This is a genomic window from Aestuariirhabdus litorea (genome assembly GCF_003864255.1).
Taxonomy (GTDB): Bacteria; Pseudomonadota; Gammaproteobacteria; order Pseudomonadales; family Aestuariirhabdaceae; genus Aestuariirhabdus; species Aestuariirhabdus litorea.
Window position 1 is genome coordinate 810,478 of sequence record NZ_QWEZ01000001.1, and the last position, 25,988, is coordinate 836,465.

Consider the following 25,988-nt stretch of genomic DNA (forward strand, 5'->3'; position numbering starts at 1 on the left):
TGGGTAGCTGGTCCCAAGAGAGGGTGACATGGATGTAGGTGCGTTCTGTTTGCGTGCTGAGGGTATCGGGGGCCAGGTTTGAATCTGCGCCTGAGTCATGCGGTTGCCTATACGGCATCCCTGGTTGCCTTCGCCTCGGTGCTGTTTCTGGGTGCGGTGCTCTATAACTTCTTTTCCAACCAGCTCAAACAGTCGATAGAGGAGCGTAACGAACTGGTTGCTCGAGCCAGTGGGGGTGAGGTCGCTGCGGCCCTGCGCCTCCCCTCTGAAGTGTTGCGGCAGGTAGCCGACCAGATAGATGTGCGGGATCCGGTAATCTACTCGGAGGCCCAGATGGACCTGCAGGTTCAGCGCAACGGATTTTTTGAAGCGATTTTGCTGCTCGACAGAGAGGGCAACAGTGTGGCGGTTGGTACGCAGCCATCACTGTCACGCTACAAGAACGAGTTGCGTGATCTCTCCATGGCATTCCAGGATTTTTATACGCAGGTACTGGGCGGCAATACCACCTACTGGTCTCGGATTATCTCATCTCCAATTACAGGACAACCCAGCCTGACGGTGAGCTTTGACAGTGGTCAGGAGGTTCTGGTCGGGTATCTCAACCTGGAGTGGTTGGAGCAGATTGCCTTACGATTGGAGCTGGGTGGCACTGTCGATATCCGCTTTGTGGACAGTGATGGCGTACTGTTTCGGGCTCCTGATACCGAGCGTGCGCTACAACGCCTGAATGTGAGCAATATTCCACTTATCGCACAAGCCCTGGACGGTCAGGAGGGGACCGATTCGGTGACCTACTTTGGCCAGTCTCTGTTGGCAACGGTGGTTAATGTACCCTCGACCCGTTGGGTCTTGATGGTGTCCCAGTCTGAGGCAGAGGCTTTTGCTCCGTTGGAGGAGTTATTACGGATCACCGTTATGGCGGCCCTGCTCGCCCTGGTGGTGGGCGGCCTGATCGCTTTGTGGTTGTCGCGCAGGGGCACCAACTCTATTGTCCGTTTATCCCAGGAAGTCCGGCGCATAGCCGATGGAGACTACCTCTACAAGCCTGCCAGTGAAGGGTTTATTGAAGCCAGGGCGCTGAGCCGGGATGTGCAGAGCATGGCCGCCAGTATCGCCCAGCGTGAGCGCGAATTAACCGATGCAAGGGACCAGTTGTACCAGACCAATGAGCAGCTTGAAGAGCGGGTGCGGGCGCGTACAGAGGAGCTGTTGGATAGCCAGGCGGCCTTGAGGCAGAGCGAGCAGATTAAGTCTCTCCTGGAGAGCAGCCCGGTAGCCGTTGGCATTTATCGCCGTGGGAATGGCCAGGTCCTGTTTGCCAACCGGCGTAATGCTGAGTTATTCGGCATGACCGTGCCGGAAGTGTATAAGCACCAGGTGAGCGATAACTGGGTGCATGAGTCCCAGCGTCAAAGACTGCTGGCACGGTTTGATACGGGGAAGGATATTGCCGATCAGGAGGTGCAGTTCAAACGGCGCGATGGTGGACATTTCTGGGGCTTGCTGACCTGGTATCACCTGGAGATGGAGGGGCATAAATGTATTCTCTACTGGATTTATGACATCACCGAAATGAAGCGGGTCGAAGCAGAGTTGGAACGGGCTCGCCAGGATGCTGAGATGGCGGCGCGGGCGAAATCCGACTTTCTTGCCAATATGAGCCATGAGATCAGGACACCGATGAGCGCGGTGATCGGGCTCAGTCACCTGCTTGAGAATACGCAGCTCGATGGACGGCAGAAAGACTACCTCACCAAGATGCAGAATGCTTCGGACCATCTTTTGAGTGTGATAAACGATATCCTTGATTACTCCAAGCTCGAGAGCGGGCTTATGAAGATGGAGTCGATCCCCTTTCGCATCGATGAGGTGCTCGATAAGGCCTGCGATATCGTGCGCCTGCAGTCTGAAGGAAAGGGGCTGGAGCTGGTGATCGCCCACGACTGGGGGATGCCTCAGGATGTGGTCGGGGATCCCCTGCGCCTGGGACAGATACTGATTAACCTTTTGACCAACGCCGTCAAGTTCACTGAGCGGGGCCAGGTGATCGTTTCCGTTGCCCTCATGGGGCGCGAGTCTGGCAGGAGCGAGTACAGGTTCAAGGTATCCGACAGCGGTATGGGGATGACCCAGCAACAGATCGGCCAGGTGTTCAGCTCCTTTTCGCAGGCCGACACCTCGACCACGCGTCGCTTTGGTGGCACCGGGCTGGGGCTGGCGATCTGTAGTCAACTGGTCGAACGTATGGGGGGCTCGATCTCGGTAACCAGTGAGCTGGGTAAAGGCAGTGAGTTCACTTTCAGCGTCCAGCTGGCCTCGCAGGAGGCCAATACGGAGGGCACCGATGCCGATGCTGAGCTGCTGGAGGGAGAGCCCCGCGTGCTATTGATGGATGACAGTCCGGTCTCATCAGCACTGTTCAAATCGATTATCAGCCAGTTTGGCGCTGAGGTGGTCAGCCTCAAGGAGCCTGGTAAAATCAGCCCGGAGATCAAACGGGCCAACAGTGGAGCCAACCCCTACGACCTGCTGCTGGTGGATTGCCGACAACTCGATAACGAGGGGGTCGGGTGTTTGCGGGAGCTGCTGGGCGACATGGAAGAGACCCCAATCCCTGTCGTTTTGATGTCGGGAAGCCGGGTACAGCCGGAGATTCTTGAGGATCCATCGTTCATCCGTATACGACAGGTACTGCTGAAACCCGTTTCCCCCTCGACCCTTTTCAATGCGCTCAGGGAGACTCTCAGGGGGACCTGGAGTAGCCGGGACAAGCAGGCGATGCCGTTGGCGGGCTTTAGCCAGACCCTGGATGGCCTGGCGGGTGCCCGTGCCCTTGTGGTGGAAGACACCCATGTCAACCAGCAGGTGGTGCGTGAGTTGCTCGAGATCAATGGCCTGGTCGTGCGGGTGTGTGGCGATGGCCGTGAGGCCTTGCAGGCCCTGCAAGAGGAACCCTTTGATATCGTGCTGATGGATATCCAGATGCCGGTGATGGATGGCTACGAAGCCACCCGAGAGATTCGTAAAAACCCCGCATGGCGCACGCTGCCCGTGGTGGCCATGACCGCCCATACCCTGGCCGGAGATCGTGAGCGTTGCCTGGAGGCGGGAATGAATGACCATATTGGTAAGCCGCTTGACCCGGACCGTCTTTACCAGACCCTCAAGCGCTGGATCGAGCCGCAGTTACAGCTGGGCAAGGTTACGCGCCCGCCGAAAGCAAGGCAGGTTGAGGGAGAGGTGGAGTTGCCGGACTACCTGCCCGGGCTCGACCTCGATCAGGCTCTTAACCGCGTGGGGGGTAATCGTGCGCTGCTGCTCAAGCTTCTTCTGGAGTTCTATCGAAGCTATCAGCGCACCGGGGCGGAGCTGCTTGAGCGGGTGGATGCGGGCAAGCAGGATGAGGCCGCTCGCCTGGTGCATACCATCAAGGGGGCTGCGGGTAACCTCGGTGGTGGGCGGGTAGTAAGCTGTTCCGAAGACCTGCTTCGCCGCTGGAAAAATGAAGGCTCCTCGCTTGAGGACACCCGTGAGGAGGTTACCGCATTGGTTAATGCGATTAACGAGATCCTGCGTGGTTTAGCGAGGATAAAGGAGCCCGCACCTGAAACGCTACCGCAAGGGGAGCTGAGGGTAGATGAAACACTTTCCCTGATGCGAACCCTTGAGCGCCAGCTGCAGCAGAGTAACTCCCGGGCCAGGGACACTCTGAGTGACATCAGGCGCGCGTTGGGCGGACATTTCGCTGAGCGCTTCACCCTCCTGCAGGATCAGGTGGACAACTATGAGTATGAATTGGCGGCAAAGACCCTGGCGGATATGATACCCGCACTAGAGGATAGGGTAAGCAGGGTGGCTAGATGATGGAACAGGGAATGGACGAGGCGCGCGCCAGAATCCTCATTGTGGATGACCAGAAAGTGAACCTTGATATTCTGGTCAACCTGTTGGAGGACAGTTACGAGATTGCCGTCGCCAAAAGCGGTGAGGCGGCGCTGCGGGCCGTTGAAGCTGATATGCCGGACCTCATTCTGCTGGATGTGGTGATGCCGGGTATCGATGGAACCGAGGTTTGCCGCCGCCTGCAAAGTGAGCCGGGCACCCGGCATATCCCCATTATTTTTATCACTGCCAAAAGCTCGGTTGAGTCAGAAGCTGAGGGGCTCGAGCTGGGGGCGGTGGATTACATTACCAAACCCTTTAATCCCGCGGTTGTGAGGGCCCGTGTGGCCAACCATATTCGGCTTAAACGATACCAGGACCAGCTCGAAGCCTTGAATACCCGTGACCCGCTGACGGGGATTGCCAACCGGCGTCGCTTTGACCGCTATCTGGAGCATGAAGGGCGCTCGGCCATTCGTTCGGGGGCGCCGCTGTCGTTGTTGATGATGGATATCGACTACTTCAAACCCTATAACGACAATTACGGGCACCCGGTCGGGGATGAGTGTCTCAAACAGGTGGCCAGGGCCCTGGTGGGGGCCGTGGACCGATCAATCGACCTGGTGGCCCGCTACGGGGGCGAGGAGTTTGCGGCCGTCCTTCCGGGTACCAGTGAGGCGGGTGCCTTGAAAGTGGCGGAAGCCATGCGCAAGGCGGTGCGTGCGCTGGGAATTAAACACCAGCACTCACAGGTGGCCGATTGCGTCACCATCAGCATAGGGGTGGGTACCGGGGTAATCACCCGGCACGATCAACCGATGCAGCTACTGGAGCAGGTCGACGCGGCGCTTTACCGGGCCAAGGCCCAGGGGCGGGATCGGGTGGTTGGCTGCCAGCAGCCCTGACGGGACAATAGGGTCGACGACGCGCCGGGCCCATAAAAAAAGAGAGGTCAGGGCCTCTCTTTTTTTATGCCGTACAACGACTGCACCGGTCACTCTTTGGGCTTGCGAAAGCGGAGAACAAAGCGGTCGCTTTCGCCGATGGCCTGATACTTTTCCCGGTCCTGATCCTTGAGGGCGTTGGTGGGCGGCAGGGTCCATACCCCTTTGGGGTGGTCTTTGGTATCGGCCGGGTTGGCGTTCACCTCAGAGCTCTCTTCGAAGATAAAACCGGCATTTTTCGCCAGCTGTTTCGTGTATTCCTCCGTCACATAACCCGTTTTGTCCATCTGCTCGACCGAGGTTCCCGGTTTCGCACGGTGCTCAACAACACCCAGGACACCGCCCGGCTTGAGGGCTTTATAAAACTGCTCGAAGGCTTGCTGCTCAAACTTAAAGCGAATCCAGTTGTGGACGTTACGGAAGGTTAAGACCGCATCGGCGCTGCCTTCGGGGGCAATCTCGGCCTCTTCCGGTGGGAAAAACGAGGTCAGTTTGACCTTGCCGTAGAGCTCGGGGTTGGCGGCCAGTTTTTGGGAAAATCGCTTGCGGGCCGGTTTATAAAAGGGGAGAAAGTTGTTGTCGGGGAAATGGGCCGCATAGTACTGGCCGTTTGCAGCCAGGTAGGGGGCCAGGATCTCCGTCCACCAACCGCTGGCGGGCCAGATCTCCACCACCGTCATGTCCGGTGAAACACCGAAGAAGCTGAGCACTTCGTAGGGGTGGCGAAATTCGTCGCGAGCCGCGTTTTTCTCGCTACGATGTTCGTTGCCAACGGCCGCCTGTAGCGGGTCCGCCAAGGCTTGCGTGGGCTGAAGAGCGACCAGGCCAAGGCCAGCGGCCAGTGCAACTGATTTGAGGAGTGATCCCATAGTTTTACCTTTTGTCCTGGAGTGGCACCCTTCCGTTGCTAATTAACGCCAGCGGAAAAGCACCTTGTCCGTGATAGAGGTTTTCACCGCGATCTGTTGACGCTTCTGGAGCTGCTCGGGGTCATCGGTGAGGCGTTCGAACAGTTCATTGTCGGCAGAGGGGGCCAAACAGTCAACACCCACCCAGGCGTTACGGCTACTGCGCTTGGCGGCGTAGAGCGCCATGTCGGCAATATCAACCACTTGCGACCAGCCGATCCCCTGCGGGGTTTGCTTCGCGAACGGATAGGCCGCGTAGCCGATGGAGCAGGTGCGGCTGATGGTTTTCCCCTCATCATTGATGACGAATTGGGTGCCTTCGATGCGTGCCCGCATCCGTTCAGCCATCTCCGGGGCGAACTGGCGGTTGGTGTGGCGGGTGACCACCAGGAACTCCTCGCCGCCCCAGCGAACGATATAGTCGCTTTCCCGCAGCACCTCGTGCAGAACCTCACTGATGCGTTTGAGTACCGTATCGCCGGCGGCATGGCCGTAGGTATCGTTGACCGCCTTAAAGTGGTCAAGGTCCACCATATAGAACACGATGTCGGCGTTGTGAGGATCCTTGCCGGTATCCTTCCTGAGTGAATCGTAGTGGCGATCGATCAGTTGTACATCCTGATCAATGCGGGCGGTGAAGTAGCGGCGGTTGAAGAGACCGGTTAAGGGGTCAGTCTGCGCGATGCTCTCCAGGTCCTTGTAGGCATTTTGCAGGGAGTTGTTCAGCTCCAGCAGCTCAGCGGTTCGCTGCTTTACCTTCTCCTCCAGGTCGCGGTTGATATCCAGCAGCTGCAAGTGAGTCTGCACTCGTGATTGAAGCTCATATTTAGCCACGGGTTTGGTCAGGTAGTCATTGCCCCCAACGGCGAAACCCTCCACGATATCCTTGACCTGCGACTTGGCGGTCAGAAACAGGATGGGCAGATCGTTTACGGGGTTGAGTTTGCGCAGTTCCTTGCACACCTCATAGCCTGAAATCATCGGCATCATGATATCGAGTAGCACCAGGTCAACGGGCGCGTGCTGCCGGGCAAGGCGCAGTGCCTCTTCACCCCCTCCCGCCTCGATCAGCTTGAAGTTGTAGCCACTAAGGTAGTTTTTCAGCACCTGCCGGTTGACCGGCTCGTCGTCCACGATAAGGATCGTAAAGCGTTTGTTGGGATCCAGGGTTTCGATGTTGCCGCTGGAGGAGAGGATCTTGCGCTTGAGGGCATCCTCCTCAGGTAACGACTCTGGGTCCACCGGGGTCTCTGCAGACACACGCTCCGCTAGGATTGTCGTCATGTGGGCGTTTTCAGGCCGGTCCTCATCGAGGGGATCCTGTGCCTGCTGGCGATCGCTGGCGGTTAATTCAAAGCTGAAGCAGCAGCCTTCGCCTGGGCGGGACTCGAGTTCGACCTCCGAGCCCATTTGCTGTGCCAGCTGGCGGGTCAGGGCAAGCCCCAGCCCGGTGCCACCATACTCCCGTGAGGTAGAGCCATCAGCCTGGCGGAAGGGCTCAAACACCAGTTCATGCTTGTCTTCGCTGATCCCTATCCCGCTGTCGCAAACCTCCACACGAACCCGGCCGTCCGCCTCGCTGACACGGATCTCGATACTCCCCTGGTGGGTAAACTTGGTGGCGTTATGGACCAGGTTATGAAAAATCTGGTGGAGACCGCTTTCATGGCCCATGACCAGGGAGAGGGTATCAGGGAGGGTGGCGTTGAGGGTGACGGGCTTGCCACTGAGGAGCGGGCGCGACAGCGTAACCACCTCCCGAATGATGGGGCCAAGATCCACCGCCTCCAATGGGGCGTTCTGGTCCTGGGCACCCTCTGATTTGGCTTTGGCGAAGGTGAGTATGTTGTCCACCAGGTCGTTGAGCCGGCGGCCACTGCTGACGATCATCTCCAGATTGCTGCGCATGCCGTCCGCTATCTGGTCATCGAGCATGGAGTCGGCAAGGCCAATGATGCCGTTGAGCGGTGTGCGAAGTTCGTGGGAGGTATTGGCCAGGAACTCGTCCTTCAAACTGTCGAGTTCCCGCAGTCGCCGGCTGATGGCCCGCTCCTGCTTCAGTTTTCTGTGCTGGTAGAGTACGTAGCCGGCCAGGGCTGAGATCGTCAGCAAAGCATAAATCAGGTAAGCCCACCAGGTACGCCAGGGGGGAGGAAGCACCACTAGCCTGAGGGGGAATTCGCGCTCTGCGCTGGCACCGTCCTTATTGGCGCCGCGCAGGCGAAAACGGTACTCACCACTGTCCAGGTTGGTGTAGGCCGCAAAAGGGCGTGAGGCATCGGTGTTGATCCACTGTGAGTCGAATCCCTCGAGCATGTATTGGTAGCTGTTGTTGGCCGGATCCACGTAATGCAGGGCGGCAAACTCCAGTGAGATCATTGATTGGCGGTGGTTGAGGGTAATCTGCCGGGTGCTGTTGATACTGCGGCTCAATAATTCACTCTCATCCCCTATACGAACGCTGCGGTTGAACAGGCGCAGATCGTTGAGCACAAGTTGGGGGGGGACCGAGTTGGGTTGCAGTGCGTTCGGGTTAAAGAGGTTGAAGCCGCTAATGCCCCCAAACACCAATTCTCCCGATGAGGTGACGGTCGAGGCCCGGGTATTGAACTCATCGGCCTGCAGGCCATCGGCTTCGGTATAGCGGCTGAACTGCTCGTTGCCAGGGTTGAGTCGAAACAATCCGCGATTGGTGCTCACCCAGACGGCGCCATCCCGGGCGATCTCCAGCGCGTAGATCACCTCGTTGGAGAGGCCCCGGTCCGCTCCAAAATGACGCAGCTCACCGCTGGAAGGATCATACCGGCCTAGCCCCTTGCGAGTGCCAATCCAGAGACGCCCCTGATCATCAAGTCGTAGGGAAGAGATGCGAAGGTCCGGCAGCTGCTGGCCATCGAGACCGATAAGGAGCGAGGCCCGCCCGGTTTCGGGGTCGAATCGATGGACCCCCTGCATGGTACCCACCCAGAGCTGACCTTCAGCTGCGGGTAGGATCGCCGTGACGCGATCATCCCTCAGGGTGTCGGCGCCATCGATTTTATTGCCGTAGTGGATAAAGTCCCCGTTGGGCAGGTAGCGATTCAGACCGCCTCCCCAGGTACCGATCCAGAGGTCACCCTCGGGCGCCAGATAGAGGCTGCGGATTTTATCACTGGTCAGGCTATTGGGGTTGTCCGGGCTGTGGCGCAGCCGGGTCACCTTCCCCGTTGACAGGTCCAGGCGATTGAGGCCGCCGGAGGCCGTTCCGGCCCAGATTACCCCGGACTTCTCATCGCCGGCCAGAGCCCAGATGCGGTTGTTGCTGAGGCTGCTGGGATTGTCGGGCTCGTGTTGCCATCCCCGGATCTGGTCCCGTGAGCGGTTTAACCGCTGCAGGCCATTGTCTGTGCCTATCCAGAGGTCACCGTTGCTGCTGGCATAAAAGGATCTGAGGGAGTTGGAGAACAGCGGTGTTCTGGAGGCGCGCTGGTGGAAATAGTGAAACCGTTGCTGGGCCAGCACATGCTTGTTGACCCCGCCCAGCAGGGTTCCGACCCAGATCACGCCGGAGCGGTCCCCGTAGATTTGGGTAATGTGGTCGTTGGAGAGGGTATGGGGGCTGTTCAGGTCGCTGTGTAGAAAGTCGAGCAGGCCTCCGTGCCAGATGAAGAGCCCCCGGTCGGTACCGATCCAGAGGCTGTTGTCCTCGGCTGACAGGTAGAGCGATTTGACATCGCGCCCCTGCAGCGGCTGGTTAATATAGGGCCTTAGCCTGGCCTGCTCCGGAAGCAGCTCAAGTACGCCCAGCTGGCCCGCCGCCAACAGAATAGATCCGTTTTGGGCCTTCAGCTGGTGCACCTCAAAGGCCTCGGTCGTTTCACCCCCTGCCTCGTAGGTGACCCGGCTGATTGCGCCTGAGCCCAGGTCGGTGAGTTTATAGAGCCCCCTATCGGTACCGAGCCAGAGTGCCCCCTGGGCATCCTCGATGAGCGAACGGATATCGGGCTGTGAGCCATCCCCGGTGTTCAGGCTTATCGGCACAAAACGATCTTGCTCAGGCACATAATGGTTAAGGCCTGCTCGGGTTCCGACCCAGAGGCGGTTGTCCCCTCCAAGGTAGATCGTCTCAATTTGAGCGTTGCTGAGCCCCTGCTCGCTGGCGTAGTGATAGAAGCGGCCGTTGTCAGGGTCGAATCGGCTGAGGCCCGTACGGGTACCGACCCAGATCTGCCCCAGGTGGTCTTCTGCCAGCGCTGTGATAAAACTGTCTGACAGGGAAAAGGGGACCTGCTCTCGGGGCTGGTAGACCTTGAAACGCAGGCCATCGTAACGGTTAAGGCCATCCTGGGTGCCGAACCAAAGGTAACCCCGGGAGTCCTGTAAAATGGCTGAAATGGTGTTCTGCGAGAGCCCGTCAGAGGCACCCAGCGCACTAAAGCGAATGTTACCGCTGACCGGCCCGGAGGCGGCGGCCGGAAGTGAAAATATGGTCCACAGGCACAACATGAAACTGGCAACAATGCTGTAGTGGACTCGTTTTCGTGTCATCTATCCTGGCCTGTTTTAAGGTCGTAGAGATCGTCTGGGAGAAACGGCACGTCCTGTAAAAAAAAACATCTACCTCAGAATGCTACCATAACAACGCCGCCAGCACGCAACCAGCTTTTATACACCCTGACGGCACCGGAGACAGTGAAAAACCAAGCTTTCGTGCAGCCGGGTTTGAGTGGAGCGGTCTCTGTCATATAGAATCAGGTGACACCGCATAAGGGATTTTGGAGAGGGGAGCATGCATACATCGGACAGCAACCGCTTACTGCTTGAGCTTGAAAAGAAACGGCGTGACATCAACAGGGCCATTATCAACCCCAGGATCGACGAACTCTCTCTGGACGACCTGGAGCCGATCCTGTCGATGGTGGCCAATGCCCGTGCTGATTATCTTTGTGCGCTCTTTGCCCTGACCACCGGCGATACGGGCATCCCCAACGAGGATCAGGTTGAGGAGCTTCGTCTGCGCCGCCAGACCTTTGATGAGTTGGTCAGCGCCGTCAATGCGCTGGAAACCGTTATCCAGCGTGGTTATCTGGATGTAAAGGCTTCACGCGGTTGAGTCCAAGCCTGCAGTTAGCCAACGTGCGGCTGCTATGACGGACTGTGCCTGCCCACTGGATCAACCGCCCCATTCTGGGGCGGTTTTCTTTTGTGCACCATTTCTGTGCGCCTTATGGGCTTCTCGGTGAGGGATTCGTCGCTAACTCTGGGCGCCGTTCCCTCTTCGGTACCCGTCTACCCCCTGTTATAGGCGGCGGGGAGAGAAAAAAGCCAAGTTGGCAAACATGCTGCATTGCTTATCCCATCAATGGAAGCATAAAGCAGGGGGCGGCAGCCGAGTTATGGGTATTTCAGGTCAACGGGCAACGCTGATATTCAGCGATCTGGATGGTTGCCTGATCGATCACGATGGCTATGGCTATGCAGCCAGCGCCCAGACCCTGGCCGAACTTCGTACGCGTGTGCCCATCATATTAAACTCCAGCAAGACCTTTGCCGAAGTCGAGCAGTGGCAGCAGGAGCTGGCGCTCGACACCCCCTTCATCTTTGAAAATGGCTCCGCCATCGCCTTTCCTCTGCACTGGAGCCCCAGCCTGCCCGCCAGCGCCTACCCTTACCGAAACCGGCTGGTGATCTCGTTGGCCGGGCCCCGAGAGCTGCTTTTGCACCGCTTAAGTGCTTTGGCCAACGACTACCGCTTTCAGGGGTTTTACAACATGTCGGTGGAGGAGGTGGTCAGCCACACGGGCCTGGACACTGAATCGGCCCGGCGTGCAAAGGAGCGACTCTTTACCGAGCCCCTGTTGTGGCAGGACGGGGAGGAGCAGCTTCTCGACTTTTCACAAGCCCTGGATGCCGATGGGCTCTGTGTTCAGCGAGGGGGGCGTTTTGTGCACGTGATGGATCGGGTGGACAAGGCCATGGCCATGCGCACCCTGCAGATCATGCTCGAACAGCGGGATAACACCTGCTACCAGACTCTGGCATTGGGAGACAGCGGCAATGACCGGCGTATGCTGGAGAGCGCCGATATTGCCTGCGTGGTGCGCAAGCCCTCAGGGGAACACCTGAAACTTAAACGGTCCCAGGGGGTGCACTATAGCACCGAGATCGGATCCTGCGGCTGGAACCAGCTGGTCAGGGAGCTGATGGCGCAGGGACTCATCAACGGGGAGAGAAATCATGGGTGACTTTTACCAGAACGGCATCATCACCACCTTGCATAACCTGTGTGACCGCCCGCTTGAGCAGTTGGAGGCGGAGTTGCAAAGTTTTTCCCGCACCCGTCCCATGGCGCTGGTCTTGCCTTCCCTGTTCTCCGAGCTGGAGGGGCCCGCCCTTAAAAATATTGTTGGCCATGTTCGCAACGCCTCCTACCTGAGCCAGATCGTGGTGGGGCTGGACCGCGCCGATGAAACGCAGTATCGCTTCGCACAGGAGTATTTCTCCCTCTTTCCCCAACCCTTTCGCATCCTCTGGAACGATGGGCCCCGCCTGAGGGCGATCGATGCCCAGTTGCAGGAGCAGGGGCTGGCGCCCCGCGAGATGGGAAAGGGGCGCAACGTCTGGTACTGCTTCGGCTATATACTCGCCTCCGGCAAGGCCCGTGCAGTGGCCTTGCATGACTGTGACGTGCTCACCTATACCCCCGAGATGCTTGCGCGCCTGATCTATCCGGTCGCCAACCCCAACTTCAGCTATGAGTTTTGCAAGGGCTACTATGCGCGAGTGGGGGGAAACAAGATTAACGGGCGGGTGAGTCGCTTGCTGGTGACCCCCCTGATACGAGCCCTCAAGTGCGTGTGCGGGCACTCCGACTACCTGGAGTATCTCGACAGCTATCGCTACCCTCTGGCGGGCGAGTTCTCCTTCCAGGTGGATGTGCTTAATGACCTTCGCATCCCCTCCGACTGGGGGCTTGAGATCGGGGTGCTGTCGGAGATGAAACGCAACTATGCCACTAACCGGATCTGCCAGGTTGATATCGCCGATGTCTACGACCACAAGCATCAACCCCTCTCCAAGGAGGACGCCAGCAAGGGGCTCAGCAAAATGAGCCACGATATCGCCAAGGCGATCTTCCGCAAGCTGGCGACCAATGGCGAGGTGTTCTCCAGCGAGCGCTTCAGGACCATCAAGGCGACCTACTATCGCATCGCCCTCGACTTTATCGAAACCTACCATAATGACGCGCGCATCAACGGTCTGGAGCTGGATCGTCACGATGAGGAGGAGGCGGTGGAGCTCTTTGCCCGTAACATCATGGAGGCGGGTAACTACTTCCTCGACAACCCGATGGAGAAGCCCTTTATCCCGAGCTGGAACCGGGTGATCTCGGCCCAGCCCGATATTTTGCAGCGCCTGTATGAGGCAGTGGAGGAGGATAACCAGGAGATGGGGGGACTATGAGCTGCTTTTCGCTGCGTGCCCGGGTCGAAGAGCATCTGCGGCAGATCTACGGGGCGCGCGAAACGCAGGAGCTTGAGGCCATCACCGACCGCTTGCTGTCGGCGATGGGACTCCGCGCGGAGGCGCCCTGTCTCGGGCAGGGGGTTGAGCAACCCAGCCAGTGGAGTGCGGCCGATGCTTACCTGATCAGCTACGGTGACAGCATCTACCGGGAGGGGGAGAAACCCCTCCATAGCCTGTATCGATTCCTTAAGCAGGAGCTGGATGGGGTGGTGAGTGCGGTTCACCTGTTGCCTTTTTTCCCCTACACCTCGGACGACGGCTTCGCAGTGATGGATTTCACCAGCGTGAATCAAACGTTGGGCGATTGGGAAGACATCGAGGCGATTGCCGGCGACTTTGTGCTGATGGCGGACCTGGTGATCAATCACATCTCTTCGCGCAGTGCCTGGTTTGAAAACTTCCAGGCCGGGGTGGATCCGGGGCGTGACTATTTCATCTGCCGGGACCCGGCCGAGGACCTCTCTAGGGTGGTCAGGCCGAGGGCCAGTGAGCTGTTGCGGGAGGTGCAGACGGTGGCGGGTCCACGCCATGTCTGGTGTACTTTCGGCCCGGACCAGGTCGACCTGGATTTTAGTAACCCCGAACTGCTGGTTGAGTTTGCGCGCATCGTCCACCTTTACCTGCAACGGGGTGTGAGGGTGTTCCGCCTCGATGCGATCGCCTTTCTCTGGAAGCAGGTGGGCAGCGACTGCCTGCACCGTCCGCAGACCCACGAGATTGTTCGTCTGTTGCGCACCCTGGTACTCCACGCCGAGCCAGCGGCGCTGCTGGTGACCGAAACCAATGTGCCCAGTCGGGAAAATCTCTCCTACTTCGGTAACGGCAACGAAGCCCATATGGTGTACAACTTCCCGTTGCCACCGTTGCTGCTGCATACCCTCTACGCCGGCGATTGCCATGCCCTCAGCGAGTGGCTGATGAGCATGCCGGCACCGCCGCTGGGCTCCACCTATTTCAACTTTATCGCCTCCCATGATGGCATCGGGTTGCGGCCGGTGGAGGGGATCCTGAGCGAGCTGGAGCGGGATCGCATGGTCGCGATGGTGGAGCAGCTGGGGGGGCGCGTCAGCGTACGCAAGCTCGAGGGCCGGGTGGTGCCCTATGAACTCAATATCTCCCTGTTCGATGCCCTCTCCGCCAGTTACCAGGGCAGTGACCCCTGGCAGCAGGCGCGCTTTCTCTGCGCCCACTGTCTGATGCTGGCTCTGCAGGGGGTGCCGGCCTTTTACATCCACAGCCTGCTGGCCACCCCGAACGATTACGAGCGCCTGTTGCACACCGGTAATGCGCGCTCGATCAATCGCCACCGCTGGTCGGCAGACCGGCTGGCGGAGGCGCTGGAAAACTCCCAGAGCCCCCAGCGGCAGGTTCTGGAGGCGATGCGGTCACTGTTGGCCATTCGCCGCCAGCAGCCGGCGCTGCACCCCAATGCCAGCCAGTACGTACTGCAGCTGGGGTCCGAAGTGTTCGGGGTCTGGCGCCAGAGCCTGGGACAGCACCAGACCCTGTTTGCGCTGACCAATGTGACCGACCGTGTGCAGTGCGTCAGCTTGCACAGTGTCAACCTGGATGCGGCGGTCGAATGGCGGGAGTTGCTAAGCGGGGTCCGCCTGGCGCCGGATCAGGCCAGCATTGAGCTGCAGCCTTACCAGTCGGTGTGGCTCAGCTCGCTTTAGCGGGGGCGGGCTAGCCGGCGGGTGAAAAGTCGACGTGATAGTTGCCGGTCCATCGCTCGACCGGCTTCTCACCGAAGTCCATCAGCAGGATACGGGCCACCAGCTTGCGCTCAAGGGTGGGGTTATTGAGTTCGCTGGAGACCAGTTCGCAGCGCTCCACCTGGCCAGAGGGAAGGATGCTGAGTCGGAACACCACCCGCCCTTTCAGACCCAGTTGCTTGCGCAGGGCACTGCGGTAGAGCGCATAGAAGGAGGTTTTGTGGCGGTCGAAGGTGAGCTGGATCTCCTCGCTGGTGCGCTGGCTGGGACCGCTGCCGCCCTGGCCGCGACCGCTTCCGGCACCGATACCCACCAGATCCGCCGGTGTTTCCACCTGGGTGGTGGAGCGTCCGGCCAGTGAGGAGCTGCCGCTGCTGGCAACGGTGCTGACCTCGATTCCCCCACTGCCGCCCATGGCGTTACTGGCCAGCTTGTCCTGCTTGCTGCTGCGGGACTGGCCGGCCACCGAAGAGTTGAGTTTGGTGGCCCCGATCTTGTTAAGGTCGGTGAGGTTACGCAGTGCCGCCAGTTGGCTGGTGGCTTTCATCAGGCCGCTTTTAGCGGCGACCTCGCGCGCGGCCTTGACCTGTTCGGCGGAGGCCTTTTCAGTGGCGGGGCGAGGCTTGGGCGCAACGGCAGGAGCAGGGGCCGGTGTGCTGGTGCTGGGCTGGGGCTGCTCTACCCGCACCTGGGCGGGAGGGGGCGGCGGCGGTGGCACGGGCTTTTTCTTCAGCACCATGCGGGCCACCCGCGGTGGCACCCGCTCCAGCTCCTCGCGCTCCACCTCGGGCAGCACCACAAACAGGTTGACCCACAGGAACAGGGCCATAAAGGCCCCCAGTGAGATCACCAGCAGACTGCGGAAAAAAAGCCGCTGTGCCCGGGGTTCCGCCCAGGGCAGCAGGGGGGTGGGGTGGAGCAGGGGACTACTGGCCACGGTCGTCTTCCTGGGGCAGACCGATCACCGCGAGGGAGATCTGGCCGTAGCCGGCCTCGCTGCTGCTGACCATCAGTTTTTTCAGCAGCGAAAAGGGGAGCTCGCGGTCGGCCATCACCGTGACCGCCTGCAGGTCGCTTTCACCGTCTTCGAGCAGGGGGCGGCGGCTGGCCTGGTATCTCAACTCTTCCACGAGCGGCGCGATCAAGGGCTCTTCCTGGCCGCTGATTGTGGCCACATCGGCCACTTTACGACCCTGAACGATGATGCTTTCGTCATCGATCTGGATCACCAGACTCTCCTCGATCGGTTTCTCCACCCGCGCTTCGGGTAGTTTAAGACGGGCGCTCTGGGGCTGCTGGGCGGTGGAGGAGTTGACCAGCAGGAAGAACACCAGAATGGTGAAGATATCCATCAACGATACCAGGTTGAGCCCCGCCGTCCGGGTGCGGCTGGCTCGTTGCAGGCGGCGTGCGCGGGGGGAGGTGCTTTTCATGGCGCTAGGCTCCCGTCTCCGGGGCATCCCCGAGTGCGATATCGGGGAACAGCTCGATCCGGTAGCGGCTGCCCGCCTCCTCGATCGACATGGCACGTACCCCGTCCATCACCTCAATGATGGTTTCGTAGCGGGTGTCGGGCTCCGACAGCAGGGTGATCTGGGTCATATCGGTGTACTTTGCCTTGAGCGACCGCAGCTGCTGCTGTAGCCCCGGGATATCCAGCGCCCCCTCGTTGCTGTGGGGCAGCTCCGCCACCTGTCCACGTGGGTGCACGTTGAGCACCAGCTTCTCTTTTCGCAGCAGCACCGCCAGCTCCACCTTCTCCTCCTCATTGGTCTGGGTTGCCTGGGCGCTGCTGTCGGTAGGCAGGAACAGGTCGAAAGCGGTCAGCTGGTTGAAGGCCGCGGACATCAACAGAAAGGGGATCAGGACCACCATCAGGTTGAGGAAGGCGGTGATATTGATCTCCGGCTCCCCCTGCTGGCGGCGCAGGCGTCGGCGTCTCATTTTGAGGACTTGTTGGCTTCTGCGGCGGCGGCCTCGGCCTCGGCGAGCGCCTGGTTGGCGGCCTTGGCGGCGGCTTCCGCTTCGGCAGCGGCCCGGGCGGCGGCTTCGGCCTTGGCTTTGGCCGCTTCGGCCGCCTGTCGCCGGGCCTCCTCCTCTTTACGGCGGACCTCCTCCTGGCGGCGCGCCTCTTCGGCCGCTTTGGCGCGGGCCTCCTCTTCGGCCCGGGCTTTGGCTTTAGCGTCGGCTTCAGCGGCGCGAGCCTGCTCGTCAGCGCTGTTGCGGTCGGCGGTTTGTGCCTGGGCGCGGGTCTGGAGGTGGAGCCCGTCCACCTCGCTGCGATGGCGGACCTGAATCAGGTTGGCCAGTTTTACCGTGGCCATGTCCATGCTGTCGACGATCTCGTTGGTCTTGGTGCTCAGCAGTGCGTGCAACAACAGCAGGGGAATAGCGGCCACCAGGCCGAAGGCGGTGGTGTTCATGGCCACCGAGATACTGCTCGAAAGCAGGTTGGCCTTTTCGGCCGGGTCGGCATTGGCCACCGCCGAGAAGGCGGCAATCAATCCCAGAATGGTGCCCAGCAGGCCGAGCAGGGTGGCGATGTTAGCGAAGGTGGCAAGGTAGCCGGTGCGCTTTTCGAGGCGGGGAATCACCTCCATCAACCCCTCCTCCAGCATGCGCTCGACGTCGTCGGCACGGCGTCCCGCCACCAGGTGGCCGAGGGCGTACTCCAGCATTTTTGACAGCTGCGCCTTGGAGCCGCTAACGAACTCGATGGTCTCCTCGATCCTGCCTTCGGACATCAATGGAAAGATTTGATTCCAGGCACTGTGGTTGAGGGACTTGATACGGGTCAGGTAGAGGTAGCGCTCGGTGGCGATGGCGATACCGATGGCCAGGGTGAGCATGATGGGGTACATGAAGGCCCCTCCATCCTGGATAAAACGAACAATAGTATCGAACAGTTCCATGGCACGTACTCGGTGGCTGGTGGTGACAAAAAGGGGGGCGATGGACACCCTGTTGCGGCGCTAGCCAGGCCCAGGGGCGACCTAATCGGCGGCGATTATAGGAAAGCCCACCGGCTTCGCCTAGGCACTGACGTCAAGGTTTGGCCGCTTTTTGTATCTCAGGGCAGTTCCAATGCGGGCTATTGAGACCCAAATCACAGGGCGTTGCCGGCCGATCCAGTGGAGAGTCCAGCTCGGGCGGGTTTATCCTGGCCGGTTGCGGGACTTTCCAGGGGACAATGTAAAGCACCTTGGGTAGCTCCTGGTCACCGGTGACCTCCATCCCCTGACTGGGGGCGGAGGCGGCGACCGCCTGACCGCTGGTCAGCAGCAGCGTCAGGATAAGGGGGCGGGCAAGCGGTGGGTGCATCCAATTACCCCTTTTGTTGTGCTATGCGTTGGTCAAGGTCCAGCAGCCAGTGCTCCACCCGTGGGTCGGGGTTGGTGCTCAGCTGTTGGTAGCGACGGTAGAACTGACGGGCATCATCCCAGAACTGCAGGTAGATATCGAACAGGATCGCCATATTGAGATAGGCGGGGGCGTAGTTGGGATCGGCCGCCATGGCGTTGGCGTAGGCCAGTGCGGCACCATCAAAGTTGCCCTCCCGGCGCATCAGGGTGCCCTGCAGATTGTAGGCAGCGGCGTTGCGTGGTGAGAGCGCCAGCGCCCGCTCCACCGATTGCCGGGCCTGGTCGAGCGACTCGTTGCGGTAGAAGATCAGCGCCAGGTTGAGGTGGGCGCCGGCGATCCGGTCATCCTTTTCCAGCAAGGCGTTGAGCGCCTGCTGGGCGGGTTGGGTTTTCCCCTCACGCAGCAGGGCAATGGCAAGCTCATACTCGTGCTGCAGTTGAGGGCTGATGCGATGGTCACTGGCCGTGGCGCTCGGCAGGTTGGGGGTGAGGGTGGGTTTTTGCCGTTGCCCTCCCTGGCCGGCACAGCCGGCCAGCAAGAGGCAGAGGAGAAGTGCGCTAGTTGATCTGTTCAACATAGGTATCCACCTGCTCGGGTTTGTCGAAGCGGCTGGGCATCAGCGCGCGAAGCTTGTTGAGGCTGGCGGCAACCCAGGGGGTATAGACGCCATCGCGGATGCGATCGACATTCAGCTGGTGCAACGCAATCGCTTTGTCTTCGAAGGGGATCGCCTGCTCCTCCAGCAGAATTTCGTACTGCTCCAGTTGCAGGGCGTCCAGCTCTTTGGGGCGCTCCGATTGCATCAGTGCCTTGGCAAAGTCGCTGTAGAGATTGCCGATCAGCACGGTGGCCTCGGTGGCATGCTCATCCAGCCCGTAGTCAATGGTTTTGGTGAGCCACTGGATACTGCTCTCCATTCGCTTCTGTTTGCGCGCCAGGCTCTTCTCAAGGGGCAGGGAGAGGGACAACTCGCCATAACTGACCAGCTCCTGCCGGGCCAGCTCGAGGGCCGCTGCCGATGCCAGGTAGCGGGTCCGCTCGCTGGTGCCAGCGGTCGCCTTGTCCTGGTGGCTGATGATCTGCTTTAGCCAGTACTGGCGCTGGCTGCCGATGCGGTGGTCGCGCGCCAGGTTGGCCAGTTGCAGGCGTGCCTCCATGGCTCGTTCCAGGGGGGCCGGGAAACGTTTGATAAAGCCCTGATAGGCCTCAGCGGCCCGCTTCGGGTTGCCAGCCTTCTCCTGCAGGGCCGCGGAGCGCCAGAGTGCGTCCTGCCCCAGCACCGATCCCCCTTCGCGCTGGTAGATGGCGTGAAGGGCCGCAGCCGCCTTGTCCCAACTCTCGGTATTTTCGTAGCAGAGCACCAGCTTTTCAAGCAGGGTGGCTCGCAGGGGATGCTGGGGGTAGCGGGTGTCGAACGCTTCCAGGGTGGCCTGGGCATCGGCCCAGCGCTTGAGGCGCATTTGCAGGGTGGCAGCGTCGAACTCCGCCTGGGGGCGTATCGATGCCTGAGGCTCGACGCTCCCCAGTCGCAGGAACTGCTCAACGGCGCCGGAAAGGTCACCTTGCAGTTGCAGGCTTTCCGCCCGCTTATAGATCGACTCGGCGATCCTCAGGTGGAACTGCTTCGCTTCGGGGTCGGCGGGCTCATGTTCAAGGGCCTGCTGATAAGCCTGTTCGGCTTCGGCGTAGAGCGCGCTGTCGAAGCTGGAGTGGGCTATGACACGCCACAGGCGCAGGGCTGCTTGACGGGGAGGCTGCTGCGGGTTCTGTAACAAGTGATGCGCCAGACCGATGGCCGCTTCGTGTTGACCCAGTATGCGGTAGTCCTCAGCGACTTTGGTGCGGATCTTGAAGTCTGCATCCGCCTGCGGATAGTGCTCCATAAAACGCAGGCTTTGGCTGATCTCTTGTTGCAGCCAGTGGGTACGCTGCTCCTCCCCGCTGAGGCGGTAGAGGTGCTGGTAGGCGAGCAGTGCTGCGTAGCCGGCCTGTTGCCTTTGCTCGTAGTCGGGGAAGTCGTAGGCCGCCTTCTCGTAAGCAGCGGCCGCCTGCTCATGACGCTCCATCTCGGTCAGCGCCTCGGCCTTCATGAACCAGACATTGGCCAGGTGCTTGCTCCGGGGCAGGGCTTCGATGAAGTGATCGTAGCGGGCCAGGGTGGTGCGGTGCAGCTGTGGGTCTCCCGCTTTCTGGGCCAGGGCATGGTCGCGCTGGGCGAGATCGAGCAGGTAGGGCTCGAGATAGGTGAGGATCAGCTCGCGGCGGGTCGCATCGGCGTTGCGCCAGTAGTCACTGTGGATGCCAAAGAGTTCGGTGTAGCGTTCGCGTGCCGGCCAGGACTGGCTGGGGAAGCCGCCGTCCACATAGGCCTGTACCACCCTGGATTGGTAGTAGGGGGCTTGCGGGGAGTTCGGGAAACGAGCCAGCAGGCGACTGAAGGTGTCGGCGGCGTCGTTGTAGCGGGATTTCTCGACGTAGTAGTCACCGAGGTCGATGTAGACCTGCTGGCTGTAGTCGCCCGTACCATGGCGCTCGACATACTGGTCGAGGCTGGCTACCCCGTTGAGGTTGGAAAAACTGAGAGCGATCACCCGGCGAAGGTCGGCCAGCAGGGCCTCATGCTCGCTCTTTTGGGGCCAGTATTTGGCCAGCAGGGAGAAGAAGTGGTCCAGGGCGCTGCTGTACTGGGCCTCCTTGAACTGCGCCCAGCCCAGTTTGAAACGGGCGCGGTCATTAAAGGCATTGTTCCCCTGCACTAAAGCCTGGTAGAAAGCGATCGAGCGCTCGTAGTCGCCCATCGCAAAGTGCAGTTCGCCGAGCCGGAACAGAACCTCGTCGCGGCGCTCGGTGCTCGGGAAACGGTCGATCAGGGTCTGCAGGCTGGCGAGGGAGTGCTCAAGTTGACCCAGCTGGTCCTGCGCATGGGCCAGTTGGTAGAGCACCTCATCGAGTCCCACGGCGGGGTCATTTTCCCGCAGTAGCTGCTGGTAGAGGGCGATCGCCTCCTCGAAATCGCCATCGAGGCCGGCCGGATCCCGACCGTCGAACAGCTCCTTGCGCACCGAGCTGGCGAGGCTGAGGTCGGCCCGGTAGCGGGTGGCCAGCAAGCGGATATCCCGGTTGAGGGCCTCCTCCGATAACCGCTTCAGCGCCGCAAAGGCGTTGCGGATGTCGGGCATGGGTGGTTGCTCAATCTGCACCGGTTGCAGGCGCCCCTGGTGCAGCTGGAAAGCCGGTTGGGGCGAGCGTTCCTCGAACAGCCAGGGGCTGGGAAGGGTGCTGGTGGCCATCCACAGTAACTGCTCTTCGGCGTCACGAATCCAGGTGGCGGCCTCTTTTTGCAGGGCCCGCTGCAGGTGGGGCTTGAGGGCCTCCATCAGGCGATCGAGCTTCTCCGGTTGCTTCCCGGCCTGGCGGGTGATCTGCCGCATCTTCTCGGTACTGGCACGAATCTGGTCGGCACTCAGGGCATCAACCCGAATCAGTCGCTCTTCGAGAAACTGATCGAGCTCAAAATCGGCGCCGTGCTTGTCCAGTTGCCCGTTTTTGAGCCAGGGGTTATCGCCATGCTTCCAGATCAGTAGCTGGTTGAGCAGGTTGTAACGTCGTCCCCAGGGGGAGGGTGCACCGACCAGCTCGCTCAGGCGCTGTTCGAAAAACTGCATCTCGGGGGTGCTGCCCTCCGCCTCGGGTGGCACCGGATAAAGAGGGTAGGGCATCAACTCGGAGTAGCGGTTGAGGCGTTTACCCAGCTCTATGGGGCCCTTATCAAAAAGCGCCTGGTAGGGAGGGTGCATGTTGAGGGTGCTTTCCAGCAGTCGCTTGAGACTGTTCAGGCGTTCGATCTCATTCACCAGCGTGCCGGTATCGGTGCTCAGTTGCTGCAGCAGCTGTGAACGGGGGTCTCCACTGCGGCGTTGCAGCAGCTGCTGGTAAAAGGCTTCGGAAGCCAGCTCCTGAGCCAGCTGGTGGTTGCTGGCAAAGCGCTCAATCATCCGGGGTAGCGCCTGCTCGCCGACAGCAACCGCCTGGTTGTGGGCACCGAGCTGGTTGAGCATCGACTGCAGCTTTGCCTGATAGGCGGGCAGGGGGGCAGCGGTACTGGCGGATAGCTTTAGCAGTGCCTCCAGGGCGGCGTTGTTATCGTTGCGTGCCAGCTCGGCATCCGCCCGCAGGGCAATTGACAGGGGGGATAAGCGGTGGCCGGCAGGGATCTGCTCGAGCAGCTTAAGGCTGCGCTCGACCTCCCCGTTAGCGAGGTAGAGCTGTGCCAGCAACAGACGGGCCTGGTGCAGATGGGGCGCGCTGGGGTTGGCGCTCGCAGCTGTCTTTAGTAACTCCTCCAGCAGGGCGCGTGCGGGGGGCGCCTTGTCGTCAAGCAGTCTGGCCAGAGCCAGGTTGTAGTGGACCGGGATGCGGAGGCGGGGATCCTTGAGGACCGATTCCAGGGAGGCCGCCGCGTCCATGTAGCGCTTTTCGCGGATCTGCAGCATCCCCTTGAGCAGCATCGCCTGGGGCTCGATCGTTTCAGTCAGGGGGACGCCCAGCTGTGCGATGGCGTAGCGGCTCTGGGGCCAATGGCCGCCCTGGTAGGCTTCAGTGGCCCTGCGTATCCACTCGGCATTGAGCTCCTCGAGGCTGAAGGTGGTCGAAGGAAGGTGCAGCAGGGAGCGTCCGCGCTCGGTGCGTTGGGTGTGCCCCTTGAGGAGGCCGGCCAGTGGCTGCTGGTTCAGCCCCTCCTGCTTCAGCCCCTCCCAACGCTTGAAGAAATCCCGGGTTCGCTCCCACTGCAGGTGCAGGTGGGCCTGTTCGTTGTCGAGCTGAATGGCTTGTACGGGGAGCGCCGACAGGCTGCCCAGCAGCAGAAGGAGGCCAAGCGGAGAACGGCGCATCAGTCCCATTGCTTCAATACCATCTGGCTGCCACTGATAACGATCTCTACGAACAGGGGGCGGGAACCCTTGTGAAACTGCAGATCGCTGGTGATGCTGGGTCCGCCGGCGAAACCGGTTCCATGCAGCCGGGCGCCTATCGAGTAAGCACCGGGGGGGATCAGGGTGGTGTAGATCGTTTGCACGCCGCGGCGCATCAAGCGCTCCATATCGCGCTCGGAGTAGCGGTGGACCGCCACCTGCTCTCCATTGAGGCTCAGCTCCAGTTGTTCCAGCAGCAGGGTGGCGCCGTAGTCCTGGCTGAGGATAACCACCAACAGGTTGGTCTGGGGAAAGAGGATGGAAGACTCGGTCAGGTAGATATCATCCAGTAAACCGATGGTCTCCTGTTGCAGTTTGAGGCTTTGTTGCAGTAACTGTTGCAGCTCGGCCTCTTCGAGTTCTGGCGATAGGGGCTGGCTGGCGGAGGCCAGCGTGCTGAGCGAAAGCCAGAGCAGGATGGATAGCGCTGTTCGGAGGAGGTCGATGATGGACTGCATAGGGCTCAACGATCGATAACCAAGGGCTCTCTGGGCTGTTTAGGAGGCAGGTAAGAGCGCGAATATTAGCATGCTCCCTGCACTGGCCTCTGTGACTTTTCATGCAGATATCCGCCTGCAGGGAGGGGGAGAGCGCTAATGTTGCCATTGTTTGATTTCGATCAATGGATAGGGGCTGAGGTCTCTGGGTCGCGGGAAAGCCCACTATCGAGCGCTACTCTGTCTCTGCGGCGGCAGGACAGTATCGCGCTTTATCTCCCGCAGGGAAATACTGGATTGAATGGAGTTGACCCCCTCCAACCCCCTTAGCAGGGTGGTGAACTCTGCATACTGATCGAGGTCTCGGGCCACGACCTGCACGATATAGTCCTCGTTGCCGGTCACGTTGTGGCAGCTGATCACCTGGGGATGCGTCTTCATTGCCTGTTCGAACCCCTCCGCCGCGGCCAGGCCGTGGCTGCCAAAACGGACCTGCACAAAGGCCGTTACGCCGTACCCCAGCCGTTTGCGCTCTACCCTGGCGCTGTAGTGATCTATATAGCCTCGCTCCTCGAGTCGTTTCCAGCGGCGCCAGCAGGCGGCTTCGCTGAGATTGAGTTGTTGGGCGGCGCGGGCATTACTGATGCGTCCCTCCTTCTGCAGCAGTGTCAGCAGGTGGGTGTCGGTACGATCCAGTTCTTCTGAAAGAAAATTAGTCATAATGATAATTTTGAGAATCAATCTTTCTGTTTGGTTGGGTTTTTCTCGTATATATAAAGCTAATTTCACTATTAATTCAGGATAATTTCCATCTGATTTTGCCTGGGGAGGGGTTTGTCATGGATGGGGTTGTGCTGGGGGGCTATCTGTTGGGGTTGGCGGTGGTCTATCTGCTGCCGGGGCCTGACATGGTGTTGTTGCTATCCACGTCGGCCAGTGGGGCGGTGGGAGCGGCTCGGGCGATGGCGCTGGGATTTGCGCTCGCGCGCGCCTGTCATGCCCTGTTTGCCGCTGTGGGTGTGTCTGCGCTGCTGGCGGCCAGTCCGCTGGCTTTTGACCTGTTGCGCTACCTGGGGGCTGCCTACCTTTTGTTATTGGCCTGGCACTCTTTTCGGTCGGGTGGCTTGGTGGGCGCTGGGGCGGATCCCGCCGCCGGGTTTCGCAAAGGGCTAATGACCAACCTGTTGAACCCCAAGGCTGTCCTTTTTTGTGGGGTGTTTTTGCCCCAGTTTATCGATCCGGCCGGTGCGGCTCTGTGGCAGCAGTTTTTACTGCTAGGCGTGCTGTTGGTCGCAGCGGGGCTGATCTTTGATCTGTTCTATATCGCCTGTTCCCAGCGTCTGCTGGCTCGCTTAAGGGGTCGGGGGGATGGGCGAGGTTTCTTCCGCTGGTTGGGGTCTTCCCTGCTGACTGTCCTGGCGATGCGCCTGCTGCTGCTGGACGGGCTCTGAGGGGTTCGTCACAGTACGGCAAAAGCGGGGGGGCGGGGTGACTGTGGTTACCGATATTCTCCAGCGCGCAGCTATAGTGATTGAAAGGGGTTGTATTCAGACGTAGCCCATAAGGCTTGGCGAGTGATGTGGCGCTTTGTGTGCGCTAAGCAGTGCAATCCAGGATGGAGAAACACCGCATGAACACAAGAGGAAATGGCTACCCCGAAGGGGTCTGTCAGGATGGGGAGTGCGCCAGCTCAACCTCGGTGCTGTGGAGCAAACGATTGGAGTTGGGCATCGAGCGCCTGGACCAGGAGCACCGTGAACTGGTCGCAGGGTTTTCCGGGCTGCTGTTGATGCTGAAACAGCGCGCTTCGGGGGAGGTGGTCCGGCAGCGCTTCCAGCACTGCTTTGACCTCCTGCTTGAGCACCTTCGCTACGAGGAGGAGCTGATGGTCCGCTACCACTATCCGCGATATAACCAGCACATCATGGCGACCAGTGATCTTGTCAAATCGGTCTTCGAGATCGGTCGGCGGCTGGATGGACAGCGTTCTTCTGGTCAGTTACAGGGGCGGATCGAGTTGGCTATACAGGAGGGGCTGTTTCGCCATATCGATCAGGTCGATCGCCCGCTGGCCGACTATCTGCGCCTACGGGGTATGGTCTAACCCCATTCCCTTCGTCTGTCGGGGAGCCATTGCCCCGTATCGCTCCCTACCCCTTTTGCCCGAAAGTGCAGTTTGGCTTATCAGAATCGAATTCCGCATCGTGGAATGGTATAGTCTGATCTGGTTTTAGGGATAATGGTAATACCATCTATT

19 protein-coding genes are annotated in these 25,988 nt (G+C 60.2%); 8 read left to right on the forward strand and 11 right to left on the reverse strand.

All coding sequences use genetic code 11. From position 1 onward, the window contains the following. Nucleotides 1-78: 78 nt before the first annotated feature. Together D0544_RS03900 and D0544_RS03905 are read left to right on the forward strand one after the other, a co-directional pair. The gene (locus D0544_RS03900) at nucleotides 79-3,867 is read left to right on the forward strand and encodes a response regulator (RefSeq protein ID WP_125014688.1); all 3,789 of its coding nucleotides are present in this window, start codon (nucleotides 79-81) and stop codon (nucleotides 3,865-3,867) included. Beyond that, nucleotides 3,864-4,790, forward strand: a complete 927-nt coding sequence (locus D0544_RS03905; protein WP_243647243.1) for a diguanylate cyclase domain-containing protein — start codon at nucleotides 3,864-3,866, stop codon at nucleotides 4,788-4,790. The genes D0544_RS03900 and D0544_RS03905 overlap by 4 nt, the downstream gene beginning before the upstream one ends. Nucleotides 4,791-4,879: 89 nt before the next feature. Here D0544_RS03905 and D0544_RS03910 read toward each other — a convergent pair whose 3' ends face one another. Next, entirely contained in the window at nucleotides 4,880-5,698 is an 819-nt protein-coding gene (locus D0544_RS03910) for a class I SAM-dependent methyltransferase (protein ID WP_125014689.1), read from the reverse strand. A gap of 42 nt (nucleotides 5,699-5,740) precedes the next feature. Continuing rightward, nucleotides 5,741-10,264, reverse strand: coding sequence for a two-component regulator propeller domain-containing protein (locus D0544_RS03915; RefSeq protein ID WP_125014690.1), 4,524 nt, complete (start codon nucleotides 10,262-10,264; stop codon nucleotides 5,741-5,743). 241 nt (nucleotides 10,265-10,505) lie between these two features. Here D0544_RS03915 and D0544_RS03920 point away from each other — a divergent pair, with 241 nt between their 5' ends. The 4 genes from D0544_RS03920 to D0544_RS03935 all read left to right on the forward strand — a co-directional run bounded on the left by D0544_RS03920 (nucleotide 10,506) and on the right by D0544_RS03935 (nucleotide 14,919). Continuing rightward, on the forward strand, nucleotides 10,506-10,829 hold the full coding sequence (locus D0544_RS03920) for a hypothetical protein (protein ID WP_125014691.1): 324 nt from the start codon (nucleotides 10,506-10,508) through the stop codon (nucleotides 10,827-10,829). Between the two features lie 283 nt (nucleotides 10,830-11,112). Then, complete coding sequence (locus D0544_RS03925) at nucleotides 11,113-11,961, forward strand: HAD-IIB family hydrolase (RefSeq protein WP_164880825.1); 849 nt, start codon at nucleotides 11,113-11,115, stop codon at nucleotides 11,959-11,961. After that, a complete protein-coding gene (locus tag D0544_RS03930; RefSeq protein WP_125014693.1) occupies nucleotides 11,954-13,180 on the forward strand; it encodes a glycosyltransferase family protein in 1,227 nt (408 codons plus the stop codon). Before D0544_RS03925 ends, D0544_RS03930 begins: the two co-directional genes overlap by 8 nt. After that, nucleotides 13,177-14,919: a sugar phosphorylase gene (locus D0544_RS03935; protein ID WP_125014694.1), complete on the forward strand. Its 1,743-nt coding sequence runs from the start codon at nucleotides 13,177-13,179 to the stop codon at nucleotides 14,917-14,919. The genes D0544_RS03930 and D0544_RS03935 overlap by 4 nt, the downstream gene beginning before the upstream one ends. Nucleotides 14,920-14,929: 10 nt before the next feature. Here D0544_RS03935 and D0544_RS03940 read toward each other — a convergent pair whose 3' ends face one another. From D0544_RS03940 to D0544_RS03980, 9 genes are all read right to left on the reverse strand, one after another. Further along, entirely contained in the window at nucleotides 14,930-15,895 is a 966-nt protein-coding gene (locus D0544_RS03940; RefSeq protein ID WP_125014695.1) for an AgmX/PglI C-terminal domain-containing protein, read from the reverse strand. Further along, a complete protein-coding gene (locus D0544_RS03945; RefSeq protein WP_125014696.1) occupies nucleotides 15,885-16,391 on the reverse strand; it encodes an ExbD/TolR family protein in 507 nt (168 codons plus the stop codon). Before D0544_RS03945 ends, D0544_RS03940 begins: the two co-directional genes overlap by 11 nt. A gap of 4 nt (nucleotides 16,392-16,395) precedes the next feature. Continuing rightward, a complete protein-coding gene (locus tag D0544_RS03950) occupies nucleotides 16,396-16,902 on the reverse strand; it encodes an ExbD/TolR family protein (RefSeq protein WP_125014697.1) in 507 nt (168 codons plus the stop codon). Continuing rightward, a complete protein-coding gene (locus tag D0544_RS17450; protein WP_341538845.1) occupies nucleotides 16,899-17,870 on the reverse strand; it encodes a MotA/TolQ/ExbB proton channel family protein in 972 nt (323 codons plus the stop codon). The genes D0544_RS03950 and D0544_RS17450 overlap by 4 nt, the downstream gene beginning before the upstream one ends. 133 nt (nucleotides 17,871-18,003) lie before the next feature. Beyond that, nucleotides 18,004-18,279 (reverse strand): hypothetical protein, encoded by a 276-nt coding sequence (locus D0544_RS03960; protein WP_125014698.1) that lies wholly within the window; start codon nucleotides 18,277-18,279, stop codon nucleotides 18,004-18,006. Between the two features lie 4 nt (nucleotides 18,280-18,283). After that, a complete protein-coding gene (locus tag D0544_RS03965; protein WP_125014699.1) occupies nucleotides 18,284-18,898 on the reverse strand; it encodes a tetratricopeptide repeat protein in 615 nt (204 codons plus the stop codon). After that, complete coding sequence (locus D0544_RS03970) at nucleotides 18,879-23,213, reverse strand: tetratricopeptide repeat protein (protein WP_164880826.1); 4,335 nt, start codon at nucleotides 23,211-23,213, stop codon at nucleotides 18,879-18,881. The genes D0544_RS03965 and D0544_RS03970 overlap by 20 nt, the downstream gene beginning before the upstream one ends. After that, entirely contained in the window at nucleotides 23,213-23,752 is a 540-nt protein-coding gene (locus D0544_RS03975) for a hypothetical protein (protein ID WP_125014701.1), read from the reverse strand. Before D0544_RS03975 ends, D0544_RS03970 begins: the two co-directional genes overlap by 1 nt. Nucleotides 23,753-23,956: 204 nt before the next feature. Further along, entirely contained in the window at nucleotides 23,957-24,451 is a 495-nt protein-coding gene (locus D0544_RS03980) for an Lrp/AsnC family transcriptional regulator (protein ID WP_125014702.1), read from the reverse strand. Between the two features lie 119 nt (nucleotides 24,452-24,570). Between D0544_RS03980 and D0544_RS03985 the strand changes: the two genes are divergently transcribed. Together D0544_RS03985 and D0544_RS03990 are read left to right on the forward strand one after the other, a co-directional pair. Next, the gene (locus tag D0544_RS03985) at nucleotides 24,571-25,182 is read left to right on the forward strand and encodes a LysE family translocator (RefSeq protein WP_125014703.1); all 612 of its coding nucleotides are present in this window, start codon (nucleotides 24,571-24,573) and stop codon (nucleotides 25,180-25,182) included. Nucleotides 25,183-25,361: 179 nt separating this feature from the next. After that, nucleotides 25,362-25,835 carry a bacteriohemerythrin gene (locus D0544_RS03990; RefSeq protein ID WP_164880827.1) on the forward strand — a complete coding sequence of 158 codons (474 nt, stop codon included), beginning with the start codon at nucleotides 25,362-25,364 and terminating at the stop codon, nucleotides 25,833-25,835. Nucleotides 25,836-25,988: the final 153 nt, after the last annotated feature.